Source organism: Pantoea sp. LS15, assembly GCF_012241585.1.
Lineage (GTDB): Bacteria > Pseudomonadota > Gammaproteobacteria > Enterobacterales > Enterobacteriaceae > Enterobacter.
Map to the genome: position 1 here is coordinate 86033 of NZ_JAAVXA010000011.1, position 24440 is coordinate 110472.

Annotated in this window: 20 protein-coding genes; 6 read left to right on the forward strand and 14 right to left on the reverse strand. The window is 54.5% G+C overall.

The window, feature by feature from the left end; translation table 11 throughout:
• Positions 1-6: 6 nt before the first annotated feature.
• Positions 7-2088 carry a 4-alpha-glucanotransferase gene (malQ, locus tag HED65_RS16190; RefSeq protein ID WP_114979339.1) on the forward strand — a complete coding sequence of 694 codons (2082 nt, stop codon included), beginning with the start codon at positions 7-9 and terminating at the stop codon, positions 2086-2088.
• 36 nt (positions 2089-2124) lie between these two features.
• On the opposite strand, the gene gntT is transcribed toward malQ, so the two are convergent.
• The 3 genes from gntT to gntX all read right to left on the reverse strand — a co-directional run bounded on the left by gntT (position 2125) and on the right by gntX (position 5086).
• Entirely contained in the window at positions 2125-3441 is a 1317-nt protein-coding gene (gntT, locus tag HED65_RS16195) for a gluconate transporter (protein WP_014171973.1), read from the reverse strand.
• A 324-nt stretch (positions 3442-3765) separates the two neighbouring features.
• Entirely contained in the window at positions 3766-4341 is a 576-nt protein-coding gene (gene nfuA / locus HED65_RS16200; protein WP_028018035.1) for a Fe-S biogenesis protein NfuA, read from the reverse strand.
• A 61-nt stretch (positions 4342-4402) separates the two neighbouring features.
• The gene (gene gntX, locus HED65_RS16205; RefSeq protein WP_114979340.1) at positions 4403-5086 is read right to left on the reverse strand and encodes a DNA utilization protein GntX; all 684 of its coding nucleotides are present in this window, start codon (positions 5084-5086) and stop codon (positions 4403-4405) included.
• Positions 5087-5123: 37 nt separating this feature from the next.
• Here gntX and bioH point away from each other — a divergent pair, with 37 nt between their 5' ends.
• Both bioH and HED65_RS16215 read left to right on the forward strand, forming a co-directional pair.
• On the forward strand, positions 5124-5897 hold the full coding sequence (bioH, locus tag HED65_RS16210) for a pimeloyl-ACP methyl ester esterase BioH (RefSeq protein WP_114979341.1): 774 nt from the start codon (positions 5124-5126) through the stop codon (positions 5895-5897).
• Between the two features lie 111 nt (positions 5898-6008).
• Positions 6009-6278, forward strand: coding sequence for a YdgH/BhsA/McbA-like domain containing protein (locus HED65_RS16215; protein WP_114979342.1), 270 nt, complete (start codon positions 6009-6011; stop codon positions 6276-6278).
• 33 nt (positions 6279-6311) lie between these two features.
• Here the strand turns inward: HED65_RS16215 and feoC are convergent, their stop codons facing one another.
• The 5 genes from feoC to greB all read right to left on the reverse strand — a co-directional run bounded on the left by feoC (position 6312) and on the right by greB (position 12342).
• Positions 6312-6548 carry a [Fe-S]-dependent transcriptional repressor FeoC gene (gene feoC / locus HED65_RS16220; RefSeq protein WP_114979343.1) on the reverse strand — a complete coding sequence of 79 codons (237 nt, stop codon included), beginning with the start codon at positions 6546-6548 and terminating at the stop codon, positions 6312-6314.
• 10 nt (positions 6549-6558) lie between these two features.
• Positions 6559-8877, reverse strand: a complete 2319-nt coding sequence (gene feoB / locus HED65_RS16225; RefSeq protein ID WP_114979344.1) for a Fe(2+) transporter permease subunit FeoB — start codon at positions 8875-8877, stop codon at positions 6559-6561.
• Between the two features lie 30 nt (positions 8878-8907).
• Positions 8908-9135 carry a ferrous iron transporter A gene (gene feoA / locus HED65_RS16230; protein ID WP_010436417.1) on the reverse strand — a complete coding sequence of 76 codons (228 nt, stop codon included), beginning with the start codon at positions 9133-9135 and terminating at the stop codon, positions 8908-8910.
• Positions 9136-9451: 316 nt separating this feature from the next.
• Positions 9452-11782, reverse strand: a complete 2331-nt coding sequence (locus HED65_RS16235) for a Tex family protein (RefSeq protein WP_114979345.1) — start codon at positions 11780-11782, stop codon at positions 9452-9454.
• A gap of 86 nt (positions 11783-11868) precedes the next feature.
• Complete coding sequence (gene greB / locus HED65_RS16240) at positions 11869-12342, reverse strand: transcription elongation factor GreB (RefSeq protein WP_114979346.1); 474 nt, start codon at positions 12340-12342, stop codon at positions 11869-11871.
• Positions 12343-12575: 233 nt separating this feature from the next.
• On the opposite strand from greB, the gene ompR reads away from it, so the two are divergent.
• Both ompR and envZ read left to right on the forward strand, forming a co-directional pair.
• Positions 12576-13295, forward strand: a complete 720-nt coding sequence (gene ompR, locus HED65_RS16245) for an osmolarity response regulator transcription factor OmpR (RefSeq protein ID WP_001157751.1) — start codon at positions 12576-12578, stop codon at positions 13293-13295.
• Positions 13292-14638 carry a two-component system sensor histidine kinase EnvZ gene (gene envZ, locus HED65_RS16250; protein WP_023309494.1) on the forward strand — a complete coding sequence of 449 codons (1347 nt, stop codon included), beginning with the start codon at positions 13292-13294 and terminating at the stop codon, positions 14636-14638. The genes ompR and envZ overlap by 4 nt, the downstream gene beginning before the upstream one ends.
• A gap of 86 nt (positions 14639-14724) precedes the next feature.
• On the opposite strand, the gene pckA is transcribed toward envZ, so the two are convergent.
• From pckA to HED65_RS16275, 5 genes are all read right to left on the reverse strand, one after another.
• On the reverse strand, positions 14725-16344 hold the full coding sequence (pckA, locus tag HED65_RS16255) for a phosphoenolpyruvate carboxykinase (ATP) (protein WP_114979347.1): 1620 nt from the start codon (positions 16342-16344) through the stop codon (positions 14725-14727).
• 330 nt (positions 16345-16674) lie between these two features.
• Positions 16675-17553: an Hsp33 family molecular chaperone HslO gene (gene hslO / locus HED65_RS16260; RefSeq protein WP_023309492.1), complete on the reverse strand. Its 879-nt coding sequence runs from the start codon at positions 17551-17553 to the stop codon at positions 16675-16677.
• A gap of 23 nt (positions 17554-17576) precedes the next feature.
• Positions 17577-17978: a ribosome-associated heat shock protein Hsp15 gene (hslR, locus tag HED65_RS16265; protein WP_114979348.1), complete on the reverse strand. Its 402-nt coding sequence runs from the start codon at positions 17976-17978 to the stop codon at positions 17577-17579.
• Complete coding sequence (gene yrfG, locus HED65_RS16270; protein ID WP_049007368.1) at positions 17975-18658, reverse strand: GMP/IMP nucleotidase; 684 nt, start codon at positions 18656-18658, stop codon at positions 17975-17977. Before yrfG ends, hslR begins: the two co-directional genes overlap by 4 nt.
• Before the next feature lie 66 nt (positions 18659-18724).
• Positions 18725-20860, reverse strand: a complete 2136-nt coding sequence (locus HED65_RS16275; RefSeq protein WP_114979349.1) for an intracellular growth attenuator family protein — start codon at positions 20858-20860, stop codon at positions 18725-18727.
• 325 nt (positions 20861-21185) lie between these two features.
• Here HED65_RS16275 and nudE point away from each other — a divergent pair, with 325 nt between their 5' ends.
• Positions 21186-21746 carry an ADP compounds hydrolase NudE gene (gene nudE, locus HED65_RS16280; RefSeq protein WP_114979350.1) on the forward strand — a complete coding sequence of 187 codons (561 nt, stop codon included), beginning with the start codon at positions 21186-21188 and terminating at the stop codon, positions 21744-21746.
• An 80-nt stretch (positions 21747-21826) separates the two neighbouring features.
• Here the strand turns inward: nudE and mrcA are convergent, their stop codons facing one another.
• Positions 21827-24379, reverse strand: a complete 2553-nt coding sequence (mrcA, locus tag HED65_RS16285; RefSeq protein ID WP_114979351.1) for a peptidoglycan glycosyltransferase/peptidoglycan DD-transpeptidase MrcA — start codon at positions 24377-24379, stop codon at positions 21827-21829.
• Positions 24380-24440: the final 61 nt, after the last annotated feature.

The following is a 24440-nucleotide window of genomic DNA, read 5'->3' on the forward strand; positions in this document are numbered from 1 at the left end:
AGCGCGATGGAGAGTAAACGTCTGGACAGTGCCGCACAGGCGGCGGGAATTAGCCTCAGTTACATCAATGCGCACGGCAAACCGCAGTCTATTGGTGCGGACACCAAAAGACGTTTGCTGGATGCCATGCACAAAACCGACGCGAAAGCGTCGGTTGCTCCGGTGCCGAATGTGAATGTTTTCACTTCAGGCAAAAAGATGTCGCTGGCGGTGGAGGGGCGCGGTGAATTTAGCTGGCTGCTCACCACCGAAGAGGGGCATCAGCACAAAGGCCATGCCACCGGCGGCAAAATGCTAAACCTTCCGGCAAAACTGCCAGAGGGCTATCACACCTTAACGCTCACCCAGGACGACCAGCGATACCCTTGTCGGGTGATTGTGGCACCAAAACGTTGCTATGAACCGCAGGCGTTGCTTGAAGGTAAAAAGCTGTGGGGCGCCTGCGTGCAGCTCTACACGTTGCGTTCCGACAGCAACTGGGGCATCGGTGATTTTGGCGACCTGAAAAAAATGCTGGCATCGGTGGGGGAGCGCGGCGGCGCATTTATTGGTCTTAACCCTATTCACGCTCTCTATCCGGCCAACCCGGAAAGTGCCAGCCCGTATAGCCCGTCGTCCCGTCGCTGGCTGAATGTCATCTATATCGACGTTAACGCGTTAGATGACTTCAAAAACAACAAAGAAGCGCAGGCATGGTGGAAGCTTCCGACCACCCAGCAGATGCTGAAGCAGGCTCGTGACGCAGAATGGGTTGATTACTCAACGGTTACCTCGCTGAAGATGGCGGCTTTACGTCTGGCGTGGAAAGGTTTTGCCCGGCGCGATGATGAGCAGATGGCGGCTTTTCGTCAGTTTGTTATCCAGGAGGGCGAAAGCCTTTACTGGCAGGCGGCATTTGATGCTTTACACGCGTATCAGGTGAAAGAGGATGAAATGCGCTGGGGCTGGCCGGTATGGCCACAAGCGTATCAATCTGTTGATACCCCGGAAGTGAAAGCGTTCTGTAAGAAACATGCAGACGAGGTGGATTTCTACCTGTGGCTGCAGTGGCTGGCGTACAGCCAGTTTGCTGCCTGCTGGCAGGTAAGCCAGGGCTACAAGATGCCGATTGGCCTGTATCGTGACCTGGCCGTGGGTGTAGCTGAAGGCGGGGCGGAAACATGGTGTGACCGTGAGCTTTACTGCCTGAAGGCCTCTGTAGGCGCACCGCCTGATATCCTTGGCCCGCTCGGTCAGAACTGGGGATTACCGCCGATGGATCCGCACGTGATGGCGGCGCGTGCTTACGAGCCGTTTATCGACCTGCTGCGCGCTAACATGCAGAACTGCGGGGCGCTGCGTATCGACCATGTGATGTCCGTGCTGCGTCTGTGGTGGATCCCATACGGTGAAACGGCGGATCACGGGGCGTATGTGCAGTATCCGGTTGACGATCTCCTGTCAATTCTGGCGCTGGAAAGTAAGCGCCATCAGTGCATGGTGATCGGTGAAGATCTGGGTACTGTACCAGTGGAGATTGTCAGTAAACTGCGTGATAGCGGTGTGTATTCCTATAAAGTGCTCTATTTTGAAAACGACCATGAGAAAACCTTCCGCGCGCCGAAAGCGTACCCTGAACAGTCAATGGCAGTCGCGACGACGCATGATCTTCCTACGCTGCGTGGCTATTGGGAAAGCGGTGACCTGACGCTTGGCAAAACGCTGGGGCTGTATCCAGATGAAGAGGTATTACGCGGTCTGTATCAGGATCGTGAGCTGGCGAAACAGGGCTTGCTGGATTCGTTGCATAAGCATGGCTGTCTGCCGAAACGTGCCGGGCATAAAGCGTCGCTGATGGCGATGACCCCGACGCTCAACCGTGGCTTGCAGCGCTATATCGCTGACAGCAACAGCGCCCTGCTGGGGCTGCAGCCGGAAGACTGGATTGATATGGCCGGGCCGGTGAACATTCCGGGAACCAGCTATCAGTACAAGAACTGGCGTCGCAAGTTGTCCGTGAGCCTTGAGAAGATGTTTGCTGATGATGGGGTGAACAAGCTGATTAAGGATTTAGATAAGCGCAGACGAGCAGTAGTGAAGAAGAAATAAAAAAGAACCCGCCAGTTGGCGGGTTCTTTTTTTACATCAGATAACCATATTCAACAGCAGAACCCCGACCAGACCACACACTGAAATAATGGTTTCCAGCGCAGACCAGGACTTGATGGTTTCACCGATAGTCAGGTTGAAGTACTCCTTGAACAGCCAGAAGCCCGGATCGTTTACGTGAGAGAAAATCACGCTACCGGAACCGACTGCGATAACCATCAGTTCAGGGCTAACACCCGTCGTGGCAATCAGTGGCGCAACGATACCACCGGCGGTGATGGCGGCCACAGTCGCAGAACCGAGAGCAATACGCAGAACCGCGGCGATAGACCAGGCCATCAGGAGCGGAGACACGTTGGTTTCATGCATCATGGCTGCGATGTATTTATCCACGCCGCTGTCGACCAGTACCTGCTTGAACGCACCGCCACCACCGATGATCAGGAGCATCATGGCAATGATTTTGATGGAGGAGGTCAGCGTGTCGTTGATCTGATCCATTGAACGACCACGGTTCAGACCGAAGGTGAACATCGCGATCAATACCGCAATCAGGGTTGCCATCACCGGGTCACCCAGGAACTCCGCAACGGACAGGAACGGGTGACCTTTCGGCAGGATCATCTCTGCCACGGCACGCATCGCCATCAGGATAACCGGCACCAGAGAGGTCCAGACGCTGACGCCAAAGCCAGGCATCTCTTCTTCGGTGAAGGTTTTTGCGCTGTACAAACCTTCCGGGATTGGCTTATCAATTCCTTTCAGGAAACGGGCATAAACAGGGCCAGCCAGGATCACTGTTGGGATAGCGAGAATTGTGCCGAACAGCAGCGTTTTACCCATATCGGCGTGGAAGATGGTCGCGATAGCGGTTGGACCCGGGTGCGGTGGCAGGAAGCCGTGCGTGACGGACAACGCCGCAGCCATTGGTACACCGACATACAGCAGGGGAATGTTTGCCGCTGCCGCAATGGTGAACACCAGTGGCAGCATCAGCACAAAGCCCACTTCATAGAACAGTGCGAAACCGACGGTAAAACCGGTTAAAACCACCGCCCACTGGATGTTCTTCTTACCAAATTTGGCAATCAGCGTGGTGGCAATACGTTGAGCACCACCGCAGTCCGCCAGCATTTTGCCGAGCATGGCACCGAAGCCCATGATCAACGCCAGGCTGCCGAGCGTCCCGCCGACACCGGCTTTAATGGAGCTGATGACTTTCACCAGCGGCATCCCTTGCATCAGACCGACTGCAAGTGCCACCAGAACCAAAGCGATAAATCCGTTCATTTTGAAACGGATCATCAAGAGCAGTAATAACACAACACCGATAGCAACGATGACTAATGGCATGATTTACCTGGCCTTTGAATTGTTATGGGTAACGTCATTGTTTCAACGACAAATTCCGCTTGTCCCAACTGGGAACAGAGTGATTACGGCACTAGTACTGATACCTTAGAAACTAATTAGTTTAGTCGGCTGTTATGAGAGTGCTTAGTGCCCACGAGAATGATACGGGTAACATGATGTGATTGAGAATCACCCTGGGAGGCTAAATTTGAATTATGAGACGCAGGTCAACATATGGGGGGAGGGGGAGAAGGTGTCAGGCCCACATTGTTTCTGTAGGCCCGGTAAGCGCAGTGCTACCGGGCGATACAGACGGGCACTGAATCAGTAGTAAGAGTGCTCGCCGCGCTGGTGTTCGGTCAGATCACGCACGCCTTTCAGTTCCGGGAATTCGTTCAGCAGTTGCTTTTCGATCCCTTCTTTCAGGGTCACATCGACCATGGAACACCCGTTACAGCCGCCGCCAAACTGCAGAATGGCGAAGCCTTCGTCAGTGATTTCCATCAGGGAAACACGACCACCGTGGCCCGCCAGCTGTGGGTTGATTTGGGACTGCAGAAGATACTCTACGCGCTCCATCAGCGGCGCATCGTCTGCCACTTTACGCATTTTCGCGTTTGGCGCTTTCAGGGTCAGCTGAGAACCCAGCTGGTCGGTGACGAAGTCGATCTCCGCATCTTCAAGATACGGTGCGCTCAGTTCATCAACGTATGCGGTGAGCTGTTCAAATTTAAGGGCAGTGTCAGTTGCTTCTACCGCATCCGGCGGACAATAAGAGACACCACATTCTGCATTCGGAGTGCCTGGATTGATCACAAACACGCGGATCTGCGTCCCTTCTTCCTGATTTGCCAGCAGTTTGGCAAAGTGCGCTTGTGCAGAATCGGAAATACGGATCATAGCTTTGGCCTAATAGTTGACTAAATTACCTGGGTATAATCATACGCCCATTGAAGAAGGGCTACAAGGTACGGCACAGACACCATACCTGAACCGACGCGGCGCCGCTTCGCAAAAGCAGTCGGGAAAGTTCAGCAACGGTACTGCCAGTGGTGACGACATCATCCACAATCGCGATATGGAGGCCTTTGACCGCTAATTCAAGGCGAAAGGCATTTTTGAGGTTTCTTTTGCGAAGCCGGGCGTTGAGCTGGTGCTGGATGGCGGTGGCATGGACACGCGTGATCGCGCAGGCATCATACTCACAGCCGAGCCAGCGGGCGAGTGGTCGACAGAGCAGGTCACTCTGGTTGTAGCCGCGCCGCCAGTGTCGGCGTCGGTATAAGGGGACATTCACCACCCTGTCGATTCTCGGCAGTGTGCGGCTACGCCGAGCCTGTAAAACCGCCAGCAATAAGAGGCGTGCGAGGGGTTGCGCCAGCGAACTCTGGCCGGAAAACTTCAGGGCGTGAATGAGCCTGCTCAACGGTGGAACATAATCATCTACCGCCACCAGCGTGCTCCACGGCGGGGATTTTTTCAGGCAGCGGCCGCAGGGTATATGTCGGCTCGTGGCCGGTAAACCACATTGTGGGCAGACCGTGAGACGTCCTTCCAGCGACCGCGTACAGACGGAACAGATCCCCCACCCACTGAGTGCAAGTGGCATTTGGCATAGCCAGCACAAGCCAGGCACTGTTAGCATGTGCAACCTCCATGTGAAATAAAGAGAACAGTAACTGATGAAGACGCTGTGGTGGCAGACTGTAGGGACAGGAAATTGCCATCTTGTGCTGCTGCACGGATGGGGCCTGAATGCGGAAGTATGGAATTGCATAAACGAGGAACTGGCCTCGCATTTCACGCTGCATCTGGTGGACTTACCGGGTTTTGGTCGCAGTCGTGGTTTTGGCCCTATGTCGCTTGATGAGATGGCACAGCAGGTTCTGGCCGCCGCGCCACAAAACGCCATCTGGCTGGGCTGGAGCCTGGGCGGGCTGGTGGCGAGCCAGATTGCGCTCACCCGACCTGAACGCGTGAGCGCGCTGGTGACCGTAGCCTCGTCGCCGTGTTTTAGTGCACAAGCGTCGTGGCCAGGTATAAAACCGGATGTGCTGGCGGGCTTCCAGCAACAACTGAGTGAAGATTTCCAGCGGACCGTTGAACGGTTCCTCGCATTGCAAACGATGGGAACCGAAACCGCTCGTCAGGATGCGAGAGCGCTGAAGCAGACCGTGCTTTCCCTGCCGATGCCGGATGTTGAGGTGCTTAACGGTGGTCTTGAGATCCTGAAAACGGTTGACCTGCGTGAACCGCTGTCTGCGCTGACGATGCCGCATCTGCGTATCTATGGCTACCTCGACGGACTGGTTCCACGGAAAGTGGTTCCATTGCTGGATTCGCTCTGGCCGGAAAGTGAATCGCAGGTTATTGCCAAAGCGGCGCATGCCCCGTTTATCTCTCATCCGGTGGAGTTTTGTTCAGCGCTCGTTGCGTTAAGTCAACGTTTAGACTGATTAATTTCTATCCAGCCTGGAAAAAGTCATACACCGCAACCATACTCCAGATGTCGTTGCGGTGGTTCTGCCTACGACAATCAAAACAACAATCCTAAGGAGAGTCAGGCTATGAAACTTGTTACAGGTATTGTCACTTCTCTGGTTATTGGGTCACTTTCATTTGGCGTCTTTGCGGCAAAAGAGCTGGAAAAAGATAAAGTTGCCGGGATGAATCTGACCAAAATTGGTGAGATTTCTACGTCTGACACTACCGCGCCGATGGACGCCAGAAGTGAGCTGTCGAAGAAAGCGGATGAACTGGGTGGGACGTACTACGTGATAACCAGTGCGAATAAAGATACAAAAAACGTGCGCGCAACGGCGGACGTCTATAAGTAATACGATAAAGCCGGGCATCTCTGCCCGGCTTTATTAACGCAAAGCCCACCACTCCCTGAGGCAGGCCTTACCTTCCGGGCAGCTTTTACAACTGCCGGAGAGACAACCTTCCGCTTCTTCCTGAATCCGCACGGCTTTCCCCATGGCTTCCAGCCTTTCCAGCATGGCATCGATCATCGGTTGCGGCGTATTCAGGCTGAGGCTCAGCTGTTTCGCCTCCATCCGCCCTTGTAATGCCAGCAGATCACGAACCTGAATCAACGATGCCATGGCTTACTCCTTAGTGACAGTCACCCGCCGGGCTGCTGCAACAAGTGGCGGCGGTTTTACGGCTTGCCAGCAGGTCGATATCGACACGGCTGCGTGCCCGACGTAGCAGACTGATAACTAACACGTTAAACAGGACAACCGCCAGAATACAGACCAGGCTGTAACGCGGGTGCTGGCTAAAGTTAACGGTCTGGTAAAAGAGCGTCGCCAGCGAGTAAGCAATGTTTAACCCCCACAGAATGGAGAATCCCATCCAGCCACGGCTGGACTCACGGGAAATCGCCCCCATCACGGAGATGCACGGAATATAGAGCAGGACAAAGATGAGGTAGCTGTAAGCTGCGGACTCGCTGCCAAACTTCTCACTCATCACGCCCATCGCACCCGTCGCCATTTCACCGTCGCCTTTGCTGGCTTCAATGGGGTTTGCCAGTACGCTCAGGCTGAAGGTGTCTTTCAGGCTCTGCCAGGTTTCCTCTACCGCACCCAACAGTTCGTTACCGAGGTGAAACTCTGCCGGATTAAATTCCTGCTCCTGAATGTTCTCAGCGGTGTAAAGCGTGTTCAGGGTGCCGACAACCACTTCTTTCGCCATCGCACCGGTGAACAGGCCAACGGTCGCCTGCCAGTTGTCCTCATGCACGCCAATCGGTTTGAAGACTGGCGTGATGACGCGGCTGACAGAGGCAAGAGCAGAATCGTTGATGTTATCTGCTGCTTGTCCACTCAGAGTGAAGCTGTTCAGTGCGCTCAGGAAAATGCTGACGATGACGATCACTTTGCCCGCGCGCAGCACAAAGCCTTTCAGGCGTTGCCAGGTCTGGATCACCAGGCTCTTAAGATGTGGTACGTGATAGACCGGCAACTCCATGACAAAGGGTGATGCTTCGCCACGCATAATGGTGTGTTTCAGCATTAAGCCGGTCAGGATCGCCATCACAATGCCCAGCACGTACAGCGAGAAGACTGCCAGCGCCCCTTGCTGACCAAAGAAGGCTGCCGCAAAGACCGCAAAGATGGCCAGGCGCGCACCGCAGGACATAAACGGCGCCATCATGATGGTCATCAGACGTTCACGCGGTGCATCCAGGGTACGTGCGCCCATCACCGACGGTACGTTACAGCCGAAGCCAACAATCAGCGGGACGAAGGATTTGCCCGGCAGACCAAGAGCCTGCATCAGACGGTCCATGACAAACGCTGCGCGTGCCATGTAACCGGAATCCTCCAGGAAGGAGAGGAACAGATACATCATGCCGATTTGCGGCACCAGTGGCAGAACGGTGTTGATACCGCCACCGATCCCCTGGGCCAGGAAGATGGTTAGCCATTCCGGGAAGTGCAGGGTGTAACCCACCCACTGAATACCGTGCACGAAGACCGCGACGGAACCCGCATCGAAAATAGGCTGCAGCGCGCCACCGATGTTAATGGCGAGCAGGAACATCACATACATCACCAGCAGGAAGATCGGCAAACCCAGGAAACGGTTAAGCACAATCTTATCTACCGCAGCGGTAAAACGGCTCGGTTCCGCCGTGAGGGCGTTACTGACAACGTCGCAAATCGAGGCGATAGCCTGATAACGTGCATCTGCGATGTGCAGGGCCGGGTCATCCAGCTCGTCGCTAAGACGGGCGATTGTGACATCCAGTTTATCTGCCGCATGCCCGGCGTATGCACGGCTGTAGATATCCCCTTCCAGCATTTGCAGGCCGAGCCACAGACGCTGTTTTGCGGGCATGCTTTTGTCCATTTCCTCTGCCAGCAGACCGGCTTCGCGCAGAAGTGGTTGTGCGTAATGCACCAGCTCAACGTCGCGATTTCCCGCATGACGGTCAATCGCCAGCTTCAGGGCATCAATCCCGCGAGCACGCGTCGACACCAGCGGAACCACCGGGCAACCCAGACGCGCGGAGAGAGCATCGACGTCGATGCGCAGCTTCTGTTTCTCTGCAATGTCGAGCATGTTAAGCGCCACGATGCAGGGAATACCCAGCTCCAGCAGTTGCAGCGTCAGATAGAGGTTACGCTCAAGATTGGAAGCGTCGACCACGTTGATCAGCAGATCCGCGTCGCCGCCAAGAATATAGTGACAGGCAATCTGCTCATCGAGCGAAGTTTGCGACGAAATCGTGGTTAAGGAATAGGTGCCCGGAAGGTCAACCAGTGTGACCTGGTTGTCTGTTGTCGTGAACTGGCCTTCTTTACGCTCAACCGTCACGCCTGCCCAGTTACCCACGCGCTGACGTGCTCCGGTTAACTGGTTAAATAACGTGGTCTTGCCGGAATTCGGATTACCAATTAAGCCAATAGTTAATTTTTTCATTTTAGTAGACTCACTGAAACCGCTGGCTTGTTATTGAGATAAGGCTTCGACTTCTATTAATGCGAGGTCTTTCTTACGCAGCACCAAATTCACGCGGCGGGTTTCGATATGAACGGGATCACCTAACGGGGCAACGCGCACGACCTGGAAAGACGAGCCGGGTAGCATGCCCAGCGACAGCAGCTTTTGCCGATAGGCTGGGCTAATTTCACGGGTAAAACCGGTAATTTTCCATGCACTGTCTGGAGTGAATTGCATAATGCCTGATCCCACGAAGGTTAAATAATCTACTATGCGATGATAATGAGAATAGTTTGTATCAGCAATAATAAAACTGTGACGGAATGTTGTTTGCGGGATTAATTTACGGCCTGTTTGACCTTGCTCAATATTTGCTGAAATGCCTGGAAAACGAAAAGGGGAGTATTTGTTAACGGGGTGATAATTAGTGGTTTAAATATGGCTACACCATATATTTTATTTCCCTGCGGCCTGCTTGCCGGGCGGCACTGCGTTTGCCCGGCCTACAATACTGTATGCCCGGTAAGCGTAGCGCCACCGGGCATTTACGACCTTAGCGTTTTTTACCCATCGCGGCCGCCAGCGCATCCATCATCGCGCTGTTACCTGCAGGCTGCGTATCACGTCCACGCGGTTTCGCGGCTTTAGCGGCCGGGCGCTGCTGCTCGCGACCACCACCATTGCCGCCACGGCGCGCGTTGGTTTCGCCTGGTTGTTCATCCAGACGCATGGTCAGGGCGATACGTTTGCGCTGTAAATCCACTTCCAGCACTTTAACCTTCACGATATCGCCCGCTTTGACCACGGTATGCGGGTCTTCCACGAACTTGTCAGCGAGGGACGAGATATGGACCAGACCATCCTGATGCACACCGATATCCACAAACGCGCCAAAGTTGGTGACGTTGGTCACCGCACCTTCCAGCACCATGCCTGGCAGCAGGTCGTTCATGGTCTCGATACCGTCGGCAAAGGTCGCTGTTTTGAACTCAGGACGTGGATCGCGGCCCGGTTTTTCCAGCTCTTTGATGATGTCAGTGACGGTTGGCACACCAAATTTATCATCGGTGAAATCCGCGGCTTTCAGGTTGCGTAGCGCACTGTTATCTCCCATCAGGTCTTTCAGTGCCTGTTGGGTAGCGGCCAGAATGCGTTCCACCACCGGGTAAGCTTCCGGGTGAACGGTTGAGGCATCCAGCGGGTTATCACCGTGGTTGATGCGCAGGAAGCCCGCACACTGCTCAAAAGCTTTTGGCCCCAGACGGCTCACCTTCAGCAGCTGCTGACGGTTCTGGAACTGACCGTTCTCATCACGCCAGGCGACGATGTTCTGCGCCATCATGCGGGTTAAACCTGCAACACGGGTCAACAGGGGAACGGAGGCGGTGTTCAGATCTACACCGACGGCGTTTACGCAGTCTTCCACCACCGCATCCAGCTTACGTGCGAGCTGAGTCTGGCTTACGTCGTGCTGATACTGGCCCACACCGATGGATTTCGGGTCAATCTTCACCAGCTCTGCCAGCGGATCCTGCAGACGACGAGCGATAGAGACCGCGCCACGCAGAGAAACGTCCAGGTCCGGGAACTCCTGCGCCGCCAGTTCAGATGCGGAATAGACGGATGCCCCCGCTTCACTGACGATCACTTTCTGTGCCGTTACTTTCGGGAATTGTTTCTGCACGTCGAGGTAGAAACGTTCGGTTTCGCGGGATGCCGTACCGTTGCCGATAGCAACCAGCTCCACGTTGTACTTCTCGCACAGTGCCGCCACTGCGACAGCCGCTTTCGCTGCCTGGCCAGTGTGTGGATAGATGGTGTCGGTTGCCACCAGCTTACCGGTGCCGTCAACTACCGCCACTTTTACGCCCGTACGCAGACCCGGATCGAGACCCATGGTGGCGCGAAGGCCAGCCGGGGCGGCCATCAGCAGATCGTGCAGGTTGCGGGCAAACACATTGATTGCTTCATCTTCGGCGCGCTCGCGCACGGTGCCCATCAGCTCGGTTTCGAGGTGCATCAGCACTTTGATACGCCACGTCCAGCTCACCACACCTTTACGCCAGCTGTCCGCCGGGGCGTTGTTCAGGCGCAGGCCGAGGTGATCGATAATGATCTGCTCGCAGTGGCTCTCTTTCGGCGGCTCGTCAAACTGCGGGTCGGCATTCAGGGAAAGCTGCAGCACGCCTTCGTTGCGGCCACGGAACATCGCCAGCGCACGGTGAGACGGGGTCGTTGAAATGGGTTCGTGGTGATCGAAGTAGTCGCGGAATTTCGCGCCTTCTTCCTCTTTACCCGCGACGACGGTCGAGACAATGTGGGCGTTTTTCCACAGATAATCACGCACTTTGGCGAGCAGGGCGGCGTCTTCGGCGAAGCGCTCCATCAGAATATAACGCGCGCCGTCGAGGGCGGCCTTGGTGTCCGCTACGCCTTTGTCAGCGTCGATGAATTTCGCCGCTTCGGTATCTGGATCGTGGGAAGGTTCGTTCCACAGCAGGTCGGCCAGTGGCTCAAGACCCGCTTCAATCGCAATCTGCCCGCGCGTGCGGCGCTTTGGTTTGTACGGCAGATAGAGGTCTTCGAGTTCAGTTTTGCTCAGGGTGCCGTTAATGGCGCTTTCCAGCTCGGTGCTCAGTTTACCCTGTTCGCCGATGGATTTGAGGATCGCCTGACGACGTTCTTCCAGTTCGCGCAGATAACCCAGACGGGTCTCCAGGTTACGCAGCTGTGTGTCATCCAGACCGCCGGTGACTTCCTTACGATAACGTGCAATAAACGGCACGGTGTTCCCTTCATCAAGCAGGCGAACGGCAGCTTCTACCTGTTCGGCTCTGGCCTGAAGTTCACCCGCAATAATGCGGCAGAGCGAATCTTTCATCATGGCTTTATCATCTTGTGGGTCAAAAATCAGGGGATAGTTATACGGGCTGACACGGCAAAATGCCAGCCGGGGAGGGCGCTCTCGGACTATTTTACGTACTCGATCTCATTGACGTACCAGCTGGCTTCACCGGCAGGTGTCTGAACGATGGCTAAATCGCCCACTTCTTTTTTCAACAGCGCGCGGGCCATAGGGGAGTCAATAGAGATGTAATCCTTACGACCAAAAATTTCATCATAGCCGACGATGCGAAAACGCAGGGTATCGCCGTTATCGTTTTCAATTTCCACCCATGCGCCGAAGAACACTTTGCCCTCCTGCTGTGGGGAGTAATCGACAATTTTGAGGTTCTCAAGGCATTTCGTCAGATAGCGCACCCGACGGTCGATCTCGCGCAGTCGCTTCTTGTTGTACTGATAATCAGCATTTTCGCTGCGATCGCCGAGGCTCGCAGCCCAGGTGACTTTTTTCGTCACTTCTGGACGCTCTTCGCGCCACAGGTAATCCATCTCTTTTTTGAGTTTTTCGTACCCTTCGCGGGTGATCAGGGGCGTTTTCATGGGGTGACCTTCAGACTCGACATCATTGCAAACCTTGCGCACATTACGTATCACATAGCGTAACAGACAGCATTAATAATGATTTATGTGATGAAATGTGCAGATAAGCTGCTGTTAAATATGCTTTGTAACAATTTCGACTAGAATTTATACCAGAATTAGCTGGTCGAACACGTGCACTTTTTTAGAATACGCTGTTACAAAGACTATCCGAACCTTTGGGAGTAAATACAATGCAAGAGAACTACAAAATTCTGGTCGTGGATGACGACATGCGCCTGCGTGCGCTGCTGGAACGTTATCTGACCGAGCAGGGCTTCCAGGTTCGTAGCGTCGCGAACGCTGAGCAGATGGATCGTCTGCTGACCCGTGAATCTTTCCACCTGATGGTGCTCGACCTGATGCTGCCAGGTGAGGATGGGCTTTCTATCTGCCGTCGTCTGCGTAGCCAGAGCAACCCGATGCCGATCATCATGGTGACGGCGAAGGGTGAAGAAGTTGACCGTATCGTGGGCCTCGAAATTGGTGCTGACGACTACATTCCAAAACCGTTTAACCCGCGTGAACTGCTGGCACGTATTCGCGCCGTGCTGCGTCGTCAGGCAAACGAACTGCCTGGTGCACCATCGCAGGAAGAAGCTGTTATTGCCTTCGGTAAGTTTAAGCTGAACCTCGGCACGCGCGAGATGTTCCGTGAAGACGAACCTATGCCACTCACCAGCGGCGAGTTTGCCGTTCTCAAAGCACTGGTCAGCCACCCACGTGAGCCGCTGTCCCGTGACAAGCTGATGAACCTGGCGCGTGGCCGCGAATACTCCGCAATGGAACGCTCCATCGACGTGCAGATCTCTCGTCTGCGCCGCATGGTGGAAGAAGATCCGGCGCATCCTCGTTATATTCAGACCGTTTGGGGTCTTGGCTACGTATTTGTCCCGGACGGTTCTAAAGCATGAGGCGAATGCGCTTCTCGCCGCGAAGCTCGTTTGCCCGCACCCTGCTGTTGATCGTCACCTTGCTGTTCGTCAGCCTGGTGACGACCTATCTGGTGGTGCTGAACTTTGCGATCCTGCCAAGCCTCCAGCAGTTTAATAAGGTTCTGGCGTACGAAGTCCGTATGCTGATGACCGATAAACTGCAACTGGAGGATGGCACGCAGCTGGTTGTCCCCCCTGCCTTCCGTCGTGAAATCTACCGTGAGCTGGGCATTTCGCTCTACTCAAATGAAGCGGCGGAAGACGCGGGACTGCGCTGGGCGCAGCATTATGAATTCCTTAGCCAGCAGATGGCGCAGCAGCTCGGCGGCCCGACGGAAGTGCGCGTCGAGGTCAACAAAAGCTCACCTGTTGTCTGGCTGAAAACCTGGCTGTCACCCAATATCTGGGTGCGCGTTCCACTGACCGAAATCCATCAGGGCGATTTCTCACCGCTGTTCCGCTATACCCTGGCGATTATGCTGCTGGCGATAGGCGGAGCCTGGTTGTTTATCCGTATACAGAACCGACCGCTGGTCGACCTGGAGCACGCTGCGCTGCAGGTCGGTAAAGGGATTATTCCTCCTCCATTGCGTGAGTATGGTGCCTCTGAGGTCCGTTCCGTGACGCGTGCGTTTAACCATATGGCAGCCGGTGTGAAGCAACTGGCGGATGACCGTACACTGCTGATGGCCGGTGTGAGCCATGACCTGCGCACGCCGCTAACGCGTATTCGTCTGGCGACGGAGATGATGGGGGAAGAGGACGGCTATCTTGCCGAGTCCATCAACAAGGACATCGAAGAGTGTAATGCCATCATTGAGCAGTTCATCGACTACCTGCGCACCGGGCAGGAGATGCCAATGGAGATGGCAGATCTGAACGCGGTGCTGGGTGAAGTGGTGGCGGCGGAAAGCGGCTACGAGCGCGAGATTGATACCGACCTTCAGGCGGGTGAGATCCAGGTCCGCATGCACCCGCTCTCTATCAAACGTGCGGTGGCGAACATGGTGGTCAATGCGGCGCGCTACGGCAATGGCTGGATTAAAGTCAGCAGCGGGTCTGAACTCAACCGCGCCTGGTTCCAGGTGGAAGACGATGGTCCGGGCATCAAGCCTGAGCAGCGTAAGCATCTGTTCCAGCCATTTGTTCGTGGTGACAGCGCGCGCAGCACCAGCGGTACAGGCTTAGGTCTGGCGATTGTGCAGCGTATCATTGATAACCATAACGGGTTGCTGGAGATTGGGACCAGCGAGCGGGGTGGGTTGAGCATTCGCGCCTGGTTGCCGGTGCCGGTAACGCGGGGACAGGTGAAAGAGAGTTAACAAAAGGGTGCGGCCTGATGCCCTCTCCCACGGGGAGAGGAAGAAAACATTAAAAAAGGCAACTTTCGTTGCCTTTTTGCTTTTACCTACAGCTTCGGTCCCGCACTCACCAGCGCTTCACCCGCCGGGGTATCGGTGTACTTCTCGAAGTTCTCAATAAACAACTTCGCCAGCGATTCCGCTTTCTCGCGCCATTGTTCCGGCGAACCGTAAGTGTTGCGTGGGTCGAGGATATGCGTATCCACACCCGGCAGCTCTGTTGGGATCGCCAGATCAAACATTGGCAGCGTGAAGGTTTCCGCGTTATCCAGAGAACCATCCAGAATGGCGTCGATAATGGCGCGCGTATCTTTGATGGAGATACGCTTGCCGGTACCGTTCCAGCCCGTGTTCACCAGGTACGCCTGCGCACCGGATGCCTGCATGCGTTTTACCAGCACCTCAGCGTACTGCGTCGGATGCAGCGACAGGAATGCCGCGCCGAAGCAGGCGGAGAAGGTTGGGGTGGGTTCAGTCACGCCGCGCTCAGTACCCGCCAGCTTGGCGGTGAAACCGGAGAGGAAGTGGTACTGTGTCTGGCTGGCAGTCAGGCGAGACACCGGAGGCAGCACGCCGAACGCATCCGCCGTCAGGAAAATGACCTTCGTGGCATGACCCGCTTTTGACACCGGCTTCACGATATTGTCGATGTGATAGATCGGGTAAGAGACGCGGGTGTTTTCCGTTTTCGACGCATCGTCGAAGTCGATGGAGCCATCGGCACGCACGGTGACGTTTTCCAGCAGCGCATCGCGACGAATAGCGTGGAAGATATCCGGCTCGGCCTCTTCAGACAGGCGAATGGTCTTCGCGTAGCAGCCGCCTTCAAAGTTGAATACCCCGTCGTCATCCCAGCCGTGTTCGTCATCGCCAATCAGACGACGTTTCGGATCGGTGGACAGAGTGGTTTTCCCGGTACCGGAAAGTCCGAAGAACACCGCCACGTCACCTTTTTCACCGACGTTAGCCGAGCAGTGCATGGAGGCGATGCCCCGCAGCGGCAGCAGGTAGTTCATGACGGAGAACATCCCTTTCTTCATTTCGCCGCCGTACCAGGTACCACCGATCAGTTGGATACGCTCGGTCAGGTTGAAGGCAACAAAGTTTTCGGAGTTCAGACCCTGCTCTTTCCACTGTGGGTTAGTGCATTTCGCACCGTTCATCACGATGAAATCCGGGGTGAAATTCTTCAGCTCTTCGTCGGTTGGACGAATAAACATGTTTTTCACGAAATGCGCCTGCCAGGCCACTTCGGTGATAAAACGTACGGAGAGACGGGTGTCGGCGTTTGCGCCACAGAAAGCATCGACAATGAACAGACGCTTGCCGGAAAGTTGATGGGTGACGAGCCCTTTCAGATGCTGCCAGGTCTCCGGGGAGAGCGGTTTGTTATCGTTCTTCCCTTTGCCCTTGTCAGCCCACCACAGCGTATCGCGGGTGGTTTCGTCGCGGACGATATACTTATCTTTCGGCGAACGACCGGTAAAGATACCGGTATCGACGGCGATAGCACCAAGATTCGTCAACACACCGCGCTCGTATCCTTCCAGTGCTGGATTGAGCTCTTCCTGATACAGCGTATCGTAGTCGGGGTTGTAGACGATTTCCTGGACGTCGTTAATACCATAAGCCTTGAGATCTTGCGGGGTTAAACCAGTAACACGCATATCACTGCTCCTTAGCCAATATGTACTGCCTGAAATTGTAGGGTTTTTCTGAGGTTGTTAACCGCGACGGGGCTCATAGATTTACGCATCTGGACAAAACCCTTACTAACGGAAAACGCTGCGACTCCAGTCACAGGGCAGGCGGATTATCGCAGGAATCGCTTTTTGGTTGGGGAAAATGTTCCGAAAAGGTTAAAGGCTGGTGATATTATCGGAAGGAATGTGAATGTAATCGCATACACGTAAGAAAATTACGTAAGAGTTACATTATGAAAACGATTCAGCATGGGCGGGGATTTTACCCCTCCCCCACGGGGAGAGGGGAAAGTACTAGTGTACCTGTGGGTCAGCCGGGGAGGCGTTATTGCGGATCTCAGCGATATCCATCGAATTGAACACATAGTGCGTACCGCAGTAGTCACAGTGCATATCAATTTCGCCATCTTCCGCCATGATGCTGTCGATCTCTTCGTCCGGCAGCGTCTTCAGTGCGCCAGCACAGCGTTCACGTGAACAGGTGCACTTAAACTCCACCGACTGCGGGTCGTAAACGGTCACTTCTTCTTCGTGATACAGACGCCACAGCACATCAGTCGCCGACAGGTTGAACAACTCTTCCGCTTTGATGGTTTCAGTCAGCGTCGCCAGGTGTTCAAAATCATTGGTCTGCGCGTCCTGAGCCGGCAGAACCTGCAGCAACATACCACCTGCAGCTGGCTGACCGTCCACTTCACCGGTGCGAATGAACAGACGGGTTGGCAGCTGCTCAGAACGCATAAAGTAATCTTCCAGGCAGGCCGCCAGCGTATCGCCTTCCAGACCGACCACGCCCTGATAGCGTTCACCTTCCTCAGGAGAGATAGTGATCACCAGGTAGCCATTACCCACCAGCGTTTTCAGATCTGCATTTTCAGGTACATCGCCCTGAACGCGTGCCACGCCGCGCATCTGCTGCTGGTTATTGCCGTTGATCACCGCCAGCGTCATCGGGCCATCACCCTGCAATTGCACGGTGATATCACCCGCGAATTTCAGCGTCGCCGTCAGCAAGCTGGTGGCAACCAGCAGTTCGCCCAACAGGGTCTTCACCGGCAGTGGGTAGTTGTGGTTTTCCAGAATCTGTTTCCAGGTTTCGGATACGGTGACCAGCTCGCCGCGCACGGCGAATTGTTCAAACAGATAGCGGTGTAATTGGTCGTGTTGGGCCATTTTAGTCTCTCGTGCGGGTGAGGTTACTCAGTCTCACCGTGTTTAAATTTCATCAGATCGCGGCGCTCTTTTTTATCCGGCCGCCGGTCCGGGTGTGGCATAGTCAGCGCGTTCATTTTGCGCGCCAGCGCGGTTTTCTCACGCTTTTCAATGCTTTCAGCCGTCTCTTCATAAAGCAGTACGGCTTCGGTTGAGGGCCGTCGTTGTTCGGTAATGGCTTTAATCACCACCGTTCGTTCATCGTTGCCCTGACGCAGCGTCAGGGTGGCATTCAACTCAACCAGTTTGCTCGATTTACTGCGCTGGCCGTTGTAATGCACTTTCCCGCCGTCAATCATCTCGCGGGCAAGGGCGCGCGTTTTATAAAAACGGGCTGCCCACAGCCATTTATCCAGTCTTACCCCGTCAGAGGGTTTTTCTTTCATGGCGTCTCCTTCACGGTGAGTGAGGGGATCATCTGGCGATAGTCATTCAGCCCAGGATGGCGCAGATAGCTTTTTTCAGCCAGGCCAGAGTCAGGATTAGTGACCCCCAGACAATAGCGAATGCCAAAGGTGGCTGCGGAATCCAGAATGGGCTCGCTATCGTCAATAAACAGCGTGCGTTCGGGCTGCAATCCCGTCTCTTCTTTCACCGCGTGCCACAACCGCTGATCCTCTTTCGGATAACCAAATGTGTGGGTAGAAAGTAATAAATCAAGGTGTGAAGCCAGACCCGTATGTTCCAGCTTTACCGCCAGATTATGAGGATGCGCATTGGTCAGCAAAATACGGCGCTTGCCGCTGGCTTTCAGTGCATCCAGGAAAGGAACAGTATCTTCACGCAGCACGGCGCGTGGGCCCTGAGCGGTAGTCATGGCACAAATATCCAAACCGAGGCGTTCGCTCCAGTAGTCAAGACAGTACCAGTTAAGCGTATGCTGCACCGCGCTATATTGCGAACGAATGAATGCCTGCGCTTCTGCCGGGGAGATCCCCTGCTGTTCGCCATAGGTTTCCGGAACCAGCTTTTGCCAGAAATAGTTATCAAAGGCGAGATCGAGCAGTGTGCCGTCCATATCCAGCAGAACGGTATCAACCTCCTGCCAAGCGATATCAAGATGCATAAGGGGTACTCCAGCCAGAAGAAACGTGCGCGACAGGGTAGCACATCTTGTCGCGCGAGGACGTTATCAGATCAGGCTCTCAGAGGAGGGGAGCAGCTTAGGATTGAGGCAATTTTCGTAATACTGCTGGATGTCAGCCAGCCGGGTGCGTGAGCGCTGGTAGCGACGCAGGGCCATAAAACCGTTCCAGAAGATAGAGAACAACATGGCTAACATCAGCAGCGAGGTACCAATGTAGCGCCACAAACCTGCGCTATCCGGCATCCGGTGCAGGCCGATATGACGGGTACCGTTGGCATCAGTATAAATACTCGTGACGATCCCTTCGGCACTGAACGGTGTTTGCATCAGCATCTGCGCCAGGCGCTGAAATTGGCCCCACTGCTCTTGTGCCGGGTAATCATAAAGCGCAACCTGCGGATAAGGTTGATCGACCAGGTCACTACCTTCATCACTGACAATGACAAAGCCACCCGGTGCCGGGCTGTTCAGCGCCTGAGCCGCACGGGTGGTTTCACGCATCATGAACGGTGCTGTCGAGGTAGCCACCAGGTTATCCAGCGATTCCGCGCTAACCGGACGCAGCAGCACGTTGACGCCATCCAGTCGACCCGCTTCGGCACGTTTCACCAGCGAGTCCCAGTCTTTACTGTTCCCCAGGTTTACCAGGGCGTTTTTGAGACGCACACACTCGTCTTGCGAGGAGCATAAATCCTTCGTTTTCAGAACAATGTCGCCAAAATCATCCAGCAGAACCATACCTGATTTCTGAATAGCTGAGCGCAGCGCAGGGCTGACGCGCGAATCATCATCCGGTTTCGGATGTAACTGGCGGTTGACCGTCTGAGTGAGGGCGGTGGCTTTATTCACCACTTCGGATTCCGGCAACGGCAACGGTGGGGCGTCGTTCCAGATGATTTGCGAGCAATCGAACGGCATGAACGGTGAGTTCTGGCGTGTATTCCACGCCCCTGGGGTATGAATATTACACATCCCGGTTCCCTTCAGGCGCAGCGTGTCTCCTACGCGCACACCGGCTTCATCCAGTTTGTTGACGCTGGACGCTTCGATGGTTTGCGCCCCTTTGATCCACGACAGGGTGAATTTGATGGGCATATCCAGCGGCACGAAAAGCAGCAGCATGACAAAGACCAGCGCGGCGCCTCCGGCAATAACAGTGCTACGTAGCCAGTGCTGGAGCGGGAAATTTTTCACTTCGTCATGCAGAGATAAAAATCGCCCCTGACGCACAACGTGGCGGTCAAGGTAGATATCAATATCGGTTTTCTGTCCTAAATCCTGCGCAATCCATGGTTGCCAGTGGCGCGGGTAGATAAGGTCGATAATGCCGAGTGAGATATTGTTGAGATGCTCCTGATCGTTTTCACCGAACAGACCCCAGCGCTTCGGCGTACCGCGCAGGCAGTGGATCTCTCGCAACGAGGTTTTTGCTGGTGGGGCAAAAAGCCCCCAAAGCCCGGCAGCCAACAGTAACACCGCTCCGCCAGCCAGCCAGGGGACAAACACATCCGGCGTCAGCAGACAGCAGAAAAAGAGCAGGAAAGCGGCAACGATCAGGATGGCTTCACGAATGCCATCCGGGCGGCTCAGGGCGTATTCTTCATGCGTCTCCTGGCGGATATTCAGCAGCTCGATCTGCTCTGACTCTTCGCCACGGATGGAAGCCTGGGTTGAACTTGCACGTTCCAGTGCAAAGCGAGGCGCTTCCTGTAGGTATTCACTTAACGTGTGACCGTTAAGCGAGATGACCAGAGGTAATGAATCGGTGTGGATCAGTTCAACGCTGTTTTCGTCAGTAATATATTGCTCCCAGGAAGGGGGCAGATGTACTTCGACAGAATCAAGGTAATAGCGCCATTTGTTGGGATCATCAGTGGTGATGCCATAGCGCGTGATGGAGCGCGTCAGGCACAGCACGGTATCACTTTGCGCATTAAGCTTAAGTGAGACTGGCGCAGTAGTAGCTCCCGTCGGCCCAGGGGTTAACTGAGAACGGTTCAGCGTTTCGAGATAGTTTTCAACTGCATCGCGCTCGTCTTGCGTGAGTTTACGCGTCGTTGCGCCAGCGAACGCATTTAAAAAAGGCAACCGGTAACGGCGTTGTATGCGACGCCTGTACACCCACCCTGCAAACAATGCGCCGGCCAGCATAGCAGCGAGAACAATCAAAATGGTGCTCATGCTTTCCCCATCTTACTTATCTTCTTACAGGTGTAGTCTGTAGCACCTTTAATATTGAATGAGAGTCTGTGGTTGGCTATCGGCAAGTATGGAGTCGAACTTGAGCATTCTGAAGCGCATCCCAGTGACCGATGATGATAGCAAAGCCTGTTATGGCGCGATATCAGCAAATTCCTGGAAACATTTCAACCTCTTGACATTTGTTTTGAATTGAGGATTGATCTTTATTACGTTGCATAAATGTAAATAAAGAACGATTGACATTGCCGAAACCGTGCGGCGTATCGCACAATAAAGCCCGTTCTCACTGCTAAGACCCATCAAGATGAGCAAACCACTACAAAAACCCACCATTCTGAATGTTGAAACTATCGCCAAATCGCGCCTGTTTAATGTCGAAAGCGTGGATCTGGAGTTCAGCAACGGTGTGCGTCGCGTTTATGAGCGTATGCGCCCCTCTGCGCGCGAAGCGGTGATGATTGTTCCCATTGTCGACGATCATCTGATTTTGATCCGCGAATACGCTGTGGGAACGGAATCTTACGAGCTCGGGTTTTCGAAAGGACTTATCGACCCGGGTGAAACCGTCTTTGAAGCGGCAAACCGCGAGCTGAAAGAAGAGGTGGGTTTTGGTGCAAATGAGCTGTCGTTCCTGAAAAAACTGAGCCTGGCACCGTCCTATTTTTCCAGCAAAATGAATATCGTGGTGGCTGAAGATCTCTATCCAGAATCGCTGGAAGGTGACGAACCGGAGCCACTGCCGCAGGTTCGCTGGCCGTTAGCACACCTGATGGATTTGCTGGAAGACCCGGACTTTAACGAAGCGCGTAATGTGAGTGCGCTGTTCCTGGTACGGGAGTGGTTGAAGGGGCAGGGGCGACTGTAGGCCATAAAAAAAGCCGGGTGGCGGCTTCGCCTTACCCGGCCTACGATACTTTGCCCGATTTTTATCGGGCATTTTTATATTTAGAACAACTCGTGCGTTTCACCGTTATCAATAATCTCTGTACCCATCTCGTGCACCGCCTGTGTGGTTGGCTGCGTGCCCTCGATGAAATACTCTTCTCGACTATTCCCGCCGTTGGCGAGCTGGCCTGTACTGCGGTCGATATTGACTGTCACCACGCCTGGCGGTGGCGTCAGCGGCTGTTCCGGAACACCTTCAAGAACAGACTTCATATACGCATCCCAGGCAGGTTGCGCGCTTTTCGCTCCGCCTTCGTAGCCAGAAATCTGATCTTTAATCGCGCCAGATGCCGTTGTACGACCTAAGTCACGACGATGATCGTCGAAACCGATCCAGACTGAGGTCACCACACCCGGGCCGTAGCCGGAGAACCACGCATCTTTCGAGCTGTTGGTGGTCCCTGTCTTACCGCCGATGTCATGACGCTGCAAATCACGTCCTGCACGCCAGCCGGTACCTTGCCAGCCTGGTTCACCGAAGATATTAGTGTTCAGTGCGCTTTTGATCAGGAACGACAGCGGCGTGTTGATCACATGCGGGGCATACTCCTGCGCACCAGTCTGCGCCACCAGCGCCTGGTTCGCCTGTTCCAGTTGCGGCTGTGGTACTACGCCGTTCTGCTGCTCCTGAGACACAGCGACGTCTTCCATGTCCTTATTTTCAAGCACGTCAGATTTCGGCGTATTGCCGTAAATGACCGGAATATCGCAGTCAGGACAGGCAATTTTCGGCTTCGCTTCAAACAGTACGCCACCCTGATCGTTCTCGATTTTACTGATGAAATACGGATCAATCAGGAAGCCACCGTTGGCCATTACCGAGTATCCACGTGCAACCTGAAGCGGCGTAAAGGAGGCTGAGCCTAACGCCAGAGATTCGGTACGAACGATGTTCTGCGCCGGGAAACCGAAGCGCTGCAGATACTCGGCAGCATAGTCGACACCCATCGCGCGCATAGCACGCACCATCACCACGTTTTTCGACTGTCCCAGACCCTGACGAAGACGAATAGGACCGGCATATTCCGCCGGGGAGTTCTTCGGCTGCCAGTCGGAACCGGCACCGGCATCCCAGCGAGAGATGGGCACGTCGTTAAGGATGCTGGCGAGGGTCAGGCCCTTATCCATCGCGGCAGTGTAGAGGAACGGCTTGATATTGGAACCGACCTGACGCAGTGCCTGGGTAGCACGGTTAAATTTACTCTGGTTAAAATCGAACCCACCGACCAGGGCCATTACCGCACCGTTCTGAGGATTAATGGAGACCAGAGCCGAGTTAACGTCCGGAACCTGCGCCAGCCACCAGGACTCACCTACCTTGCGCACCCAGATTTGCTGTCCGGTTTGTACCGCATCGGTCACTTTACGCGGCGTTGCGCCTTGCAGGGTATCCGAACGGTATGGACGCGCCCAACGGATACCGTCCATACGCAGGGAGACTGAGGTGCCGTCCGCGAGCGTCGCAACGGCTTCCTGAGGATCGGCTTGAGTTACCACGGCAGGAAGGAGCGGACCATAGGTTGGCAGCGCTTTCAGCGTACCGGTGATTTTTTTGCTGTCCCACGCACTTTCGCCCACTTTCCAGAGCACGTTTGACGGGCCGCGATAGCCGTGACGCATATCGTAATCCAGCACGTTATTACGCACTGCTTCCTGAGCTGCCTGTTGAACTTTGCGGGTAACAGTGGTGTAAACGCGATAACCATCTTCATAGGCCTTGTCACCATAACGATTCACCATTTCCTGGCGAACCATTTCGGTCAGATAAGGGGCAGAGAAGGCGATCTCAGGGGCATGGTAGTTGGCATCAATGACATCATTACGCGCCTGGTCGTACTCGCTCTGGCTGATATAGCCTTCGCTTAACATACGGGACAGAACGACGTTACGACGTGCAGTGGCGCGATCGAGCGAGTAGAGCGGGTTAAACGTGGAAGGCGCTTTCGGCAGACCCGCGATGGTTGCCATTTCGCTTAAGGTGAGTTGCTCAACTGGTTTACCAAAGTACACCTGTGCAGCAGCGCCCACGCCATAGGCACGGTAACCCAGATAGATTTTATTGAGGTACAGCTCAAGGATCTCGTCTTTGCTTAACAACTGCTCAATACGGATCGCAAGGAACACCTCTTTGATCTTACGGATCAGAGTCTTTTCCGGACTGAGGAAGAAGTTACGTGCCAGCTGTTGCGTAATGGTACTCGCCCCCTGAGAGGCATGACCGGAGAACAACGCAATGCTTGCGGCACGGAAAATCCCTATCGGATCGACACCATGGTGCTCGTAAAAACGGCTGTCCTCAGTGGCGATAAAGGCTTTCACCATAACAGGTGGAATTTGGTTTAAGGTCAGCGGAATACGGCGCTTCTCGCCATACTGCGCCATCAACTCGCCATCGGCGCTATAGACTTGCATCGGGATCTGGAGTCGCACATCGCGAAGCGTGGCGACATCAGGTAGCTGTGGCTCAATATATTTGTACAAACCGTAAATCGAGCCTGCTCCCAGCAGAATGCAACAGACTGCAAGGATGAATAAATACTTTACGAACTTCACCGGAGATTTCCCATTTGGTTTCACTTGGGCAGTTTCTAAACAATCGCGCGGTAGTATAAAG

Bases quoted from the DNA above. Each gene is read 5' to 3' on its own strand.
- hslO (WP_023309492.1), bottom strand. From the start codon at position 17,553: ATGGCCCAACACGACCAATTACACCGCTATCTGTTTGAACAATTCGCC.
- HED65_RS16215 (WP_114979342.1), top strand. From the start codon at position 6,009: ATGAAACTTGTTACAGGTATTGTCACTTCTCTGGTTATTGGGTCACTT.
- envZ (WP_023309494.1), top strand. From the start codon at position 13,292: ATGAGGCGAATGCGCTTCTCGCCGCGAAGCTCGTTTGCCCGCACCCTG.
- gntT (WP_014171973.1), bottom strand. From the start codon at position 3,441: ATGCCATTAGTCATCGTTGCTATCGGTGTTGTGTTATTACTGCTCTTG.
- nudE (WP_114979350.1), top strand. From the start codon at position 21,186: ATGAGCAAACCACTACAAAAACCCACCATTCTGAATGTTGAAACTATC.
- greB (WP_114979346.1), bottom strand. From the start codon at position 12,342: ATGAAAACGCCCCTGATCACCCGCGAAGGGTACGAAAAACTCAAAAAA.
- HED65_RS16235 (WP_114979345.1), bottom strand. From the start codon at position 11,782: ATGATGAAAGATTCGCTCTGCCGCATTATTGCGGGTGAACTTCAGGCC.
- feoC (WP_114979343.1), bottom strand. From the start codon at position 6,548: ATGGCATCGTTGATTCAGGTTCGTGATCTGCTGGCATTACAAGGGCGG.
- feoB (WP_114979344.1), bottom strand. From the start codon at position 8,877: ATGAAAAAATTAACTATTGGCTTAATTGGTAATCCGAATTCCGGCAAG.
- nfuA (WP_028018035.1), bottom strand. From the start codon at position 4,341: ATGATCCGTATTTCCGATTCTGCACAAGCGCACTTTGCCAAACTGCTG.
- pckA (WP_114979347.1), bottom strand. From the start codon at position 16,344: ATGCGTGTTACTGGTTTAACCCCGCAAGATCTCAAGGCTTATGGTATT.
- malQ (WP_114979339.1), top strand. From the start codon at position 7: ATGGAGAGTAAACGTCTGGACAGTGCCGCACAGGCGGCGGGAATTAGC.
- ompR (WP_001157751.1), top strand. From the start codon at position 12,576: ATGCAAGAGAACTACAAAATTCTGGTCGTGGATGACGACATGCGCCTG.
- hslR (WP_114979348.1), bottom strand. From the start codon at position 17,978: ATGAAAGAAAAACCCTCTGACGGGGTAAGACTGGATAAATGGCTGTGG.
- feoA (WP_010436417.1), bottom strand. From the start codon at position 9,135: ATGCAATTCACTCCAGACAGTGCATGGAAAATTACCGGTTTTACCCGT.
- bioH (WP_114979341.1), top strand. From the start codon at position 5,124: ATGAAGACGCTGTGGTGGCAGACTGTAGGGACAGGAAATTGCCATCTT.
- HED65_RS16275 (WP_114979349.1), bottom strand. From the start codon at position 20,860: ATGAGCACCATTTTGATTGTTCTCGCTGCTATGCTGGCCGGCGCATTG.
- gntX (WP_114979340.1), bottom strand. From the start codon at position 5,086: ATGCTAACAGTGCCTGGCTTGTGCTGGCTATGCCAAATGCCACTTGCA.
- yrfG (WP_049007368.1), bottom strand. From the start codon at position 18,658: ATGCATCTTGATATCGCTTGGCAGGAGGTTGATACCGTTCTGCTGGAT.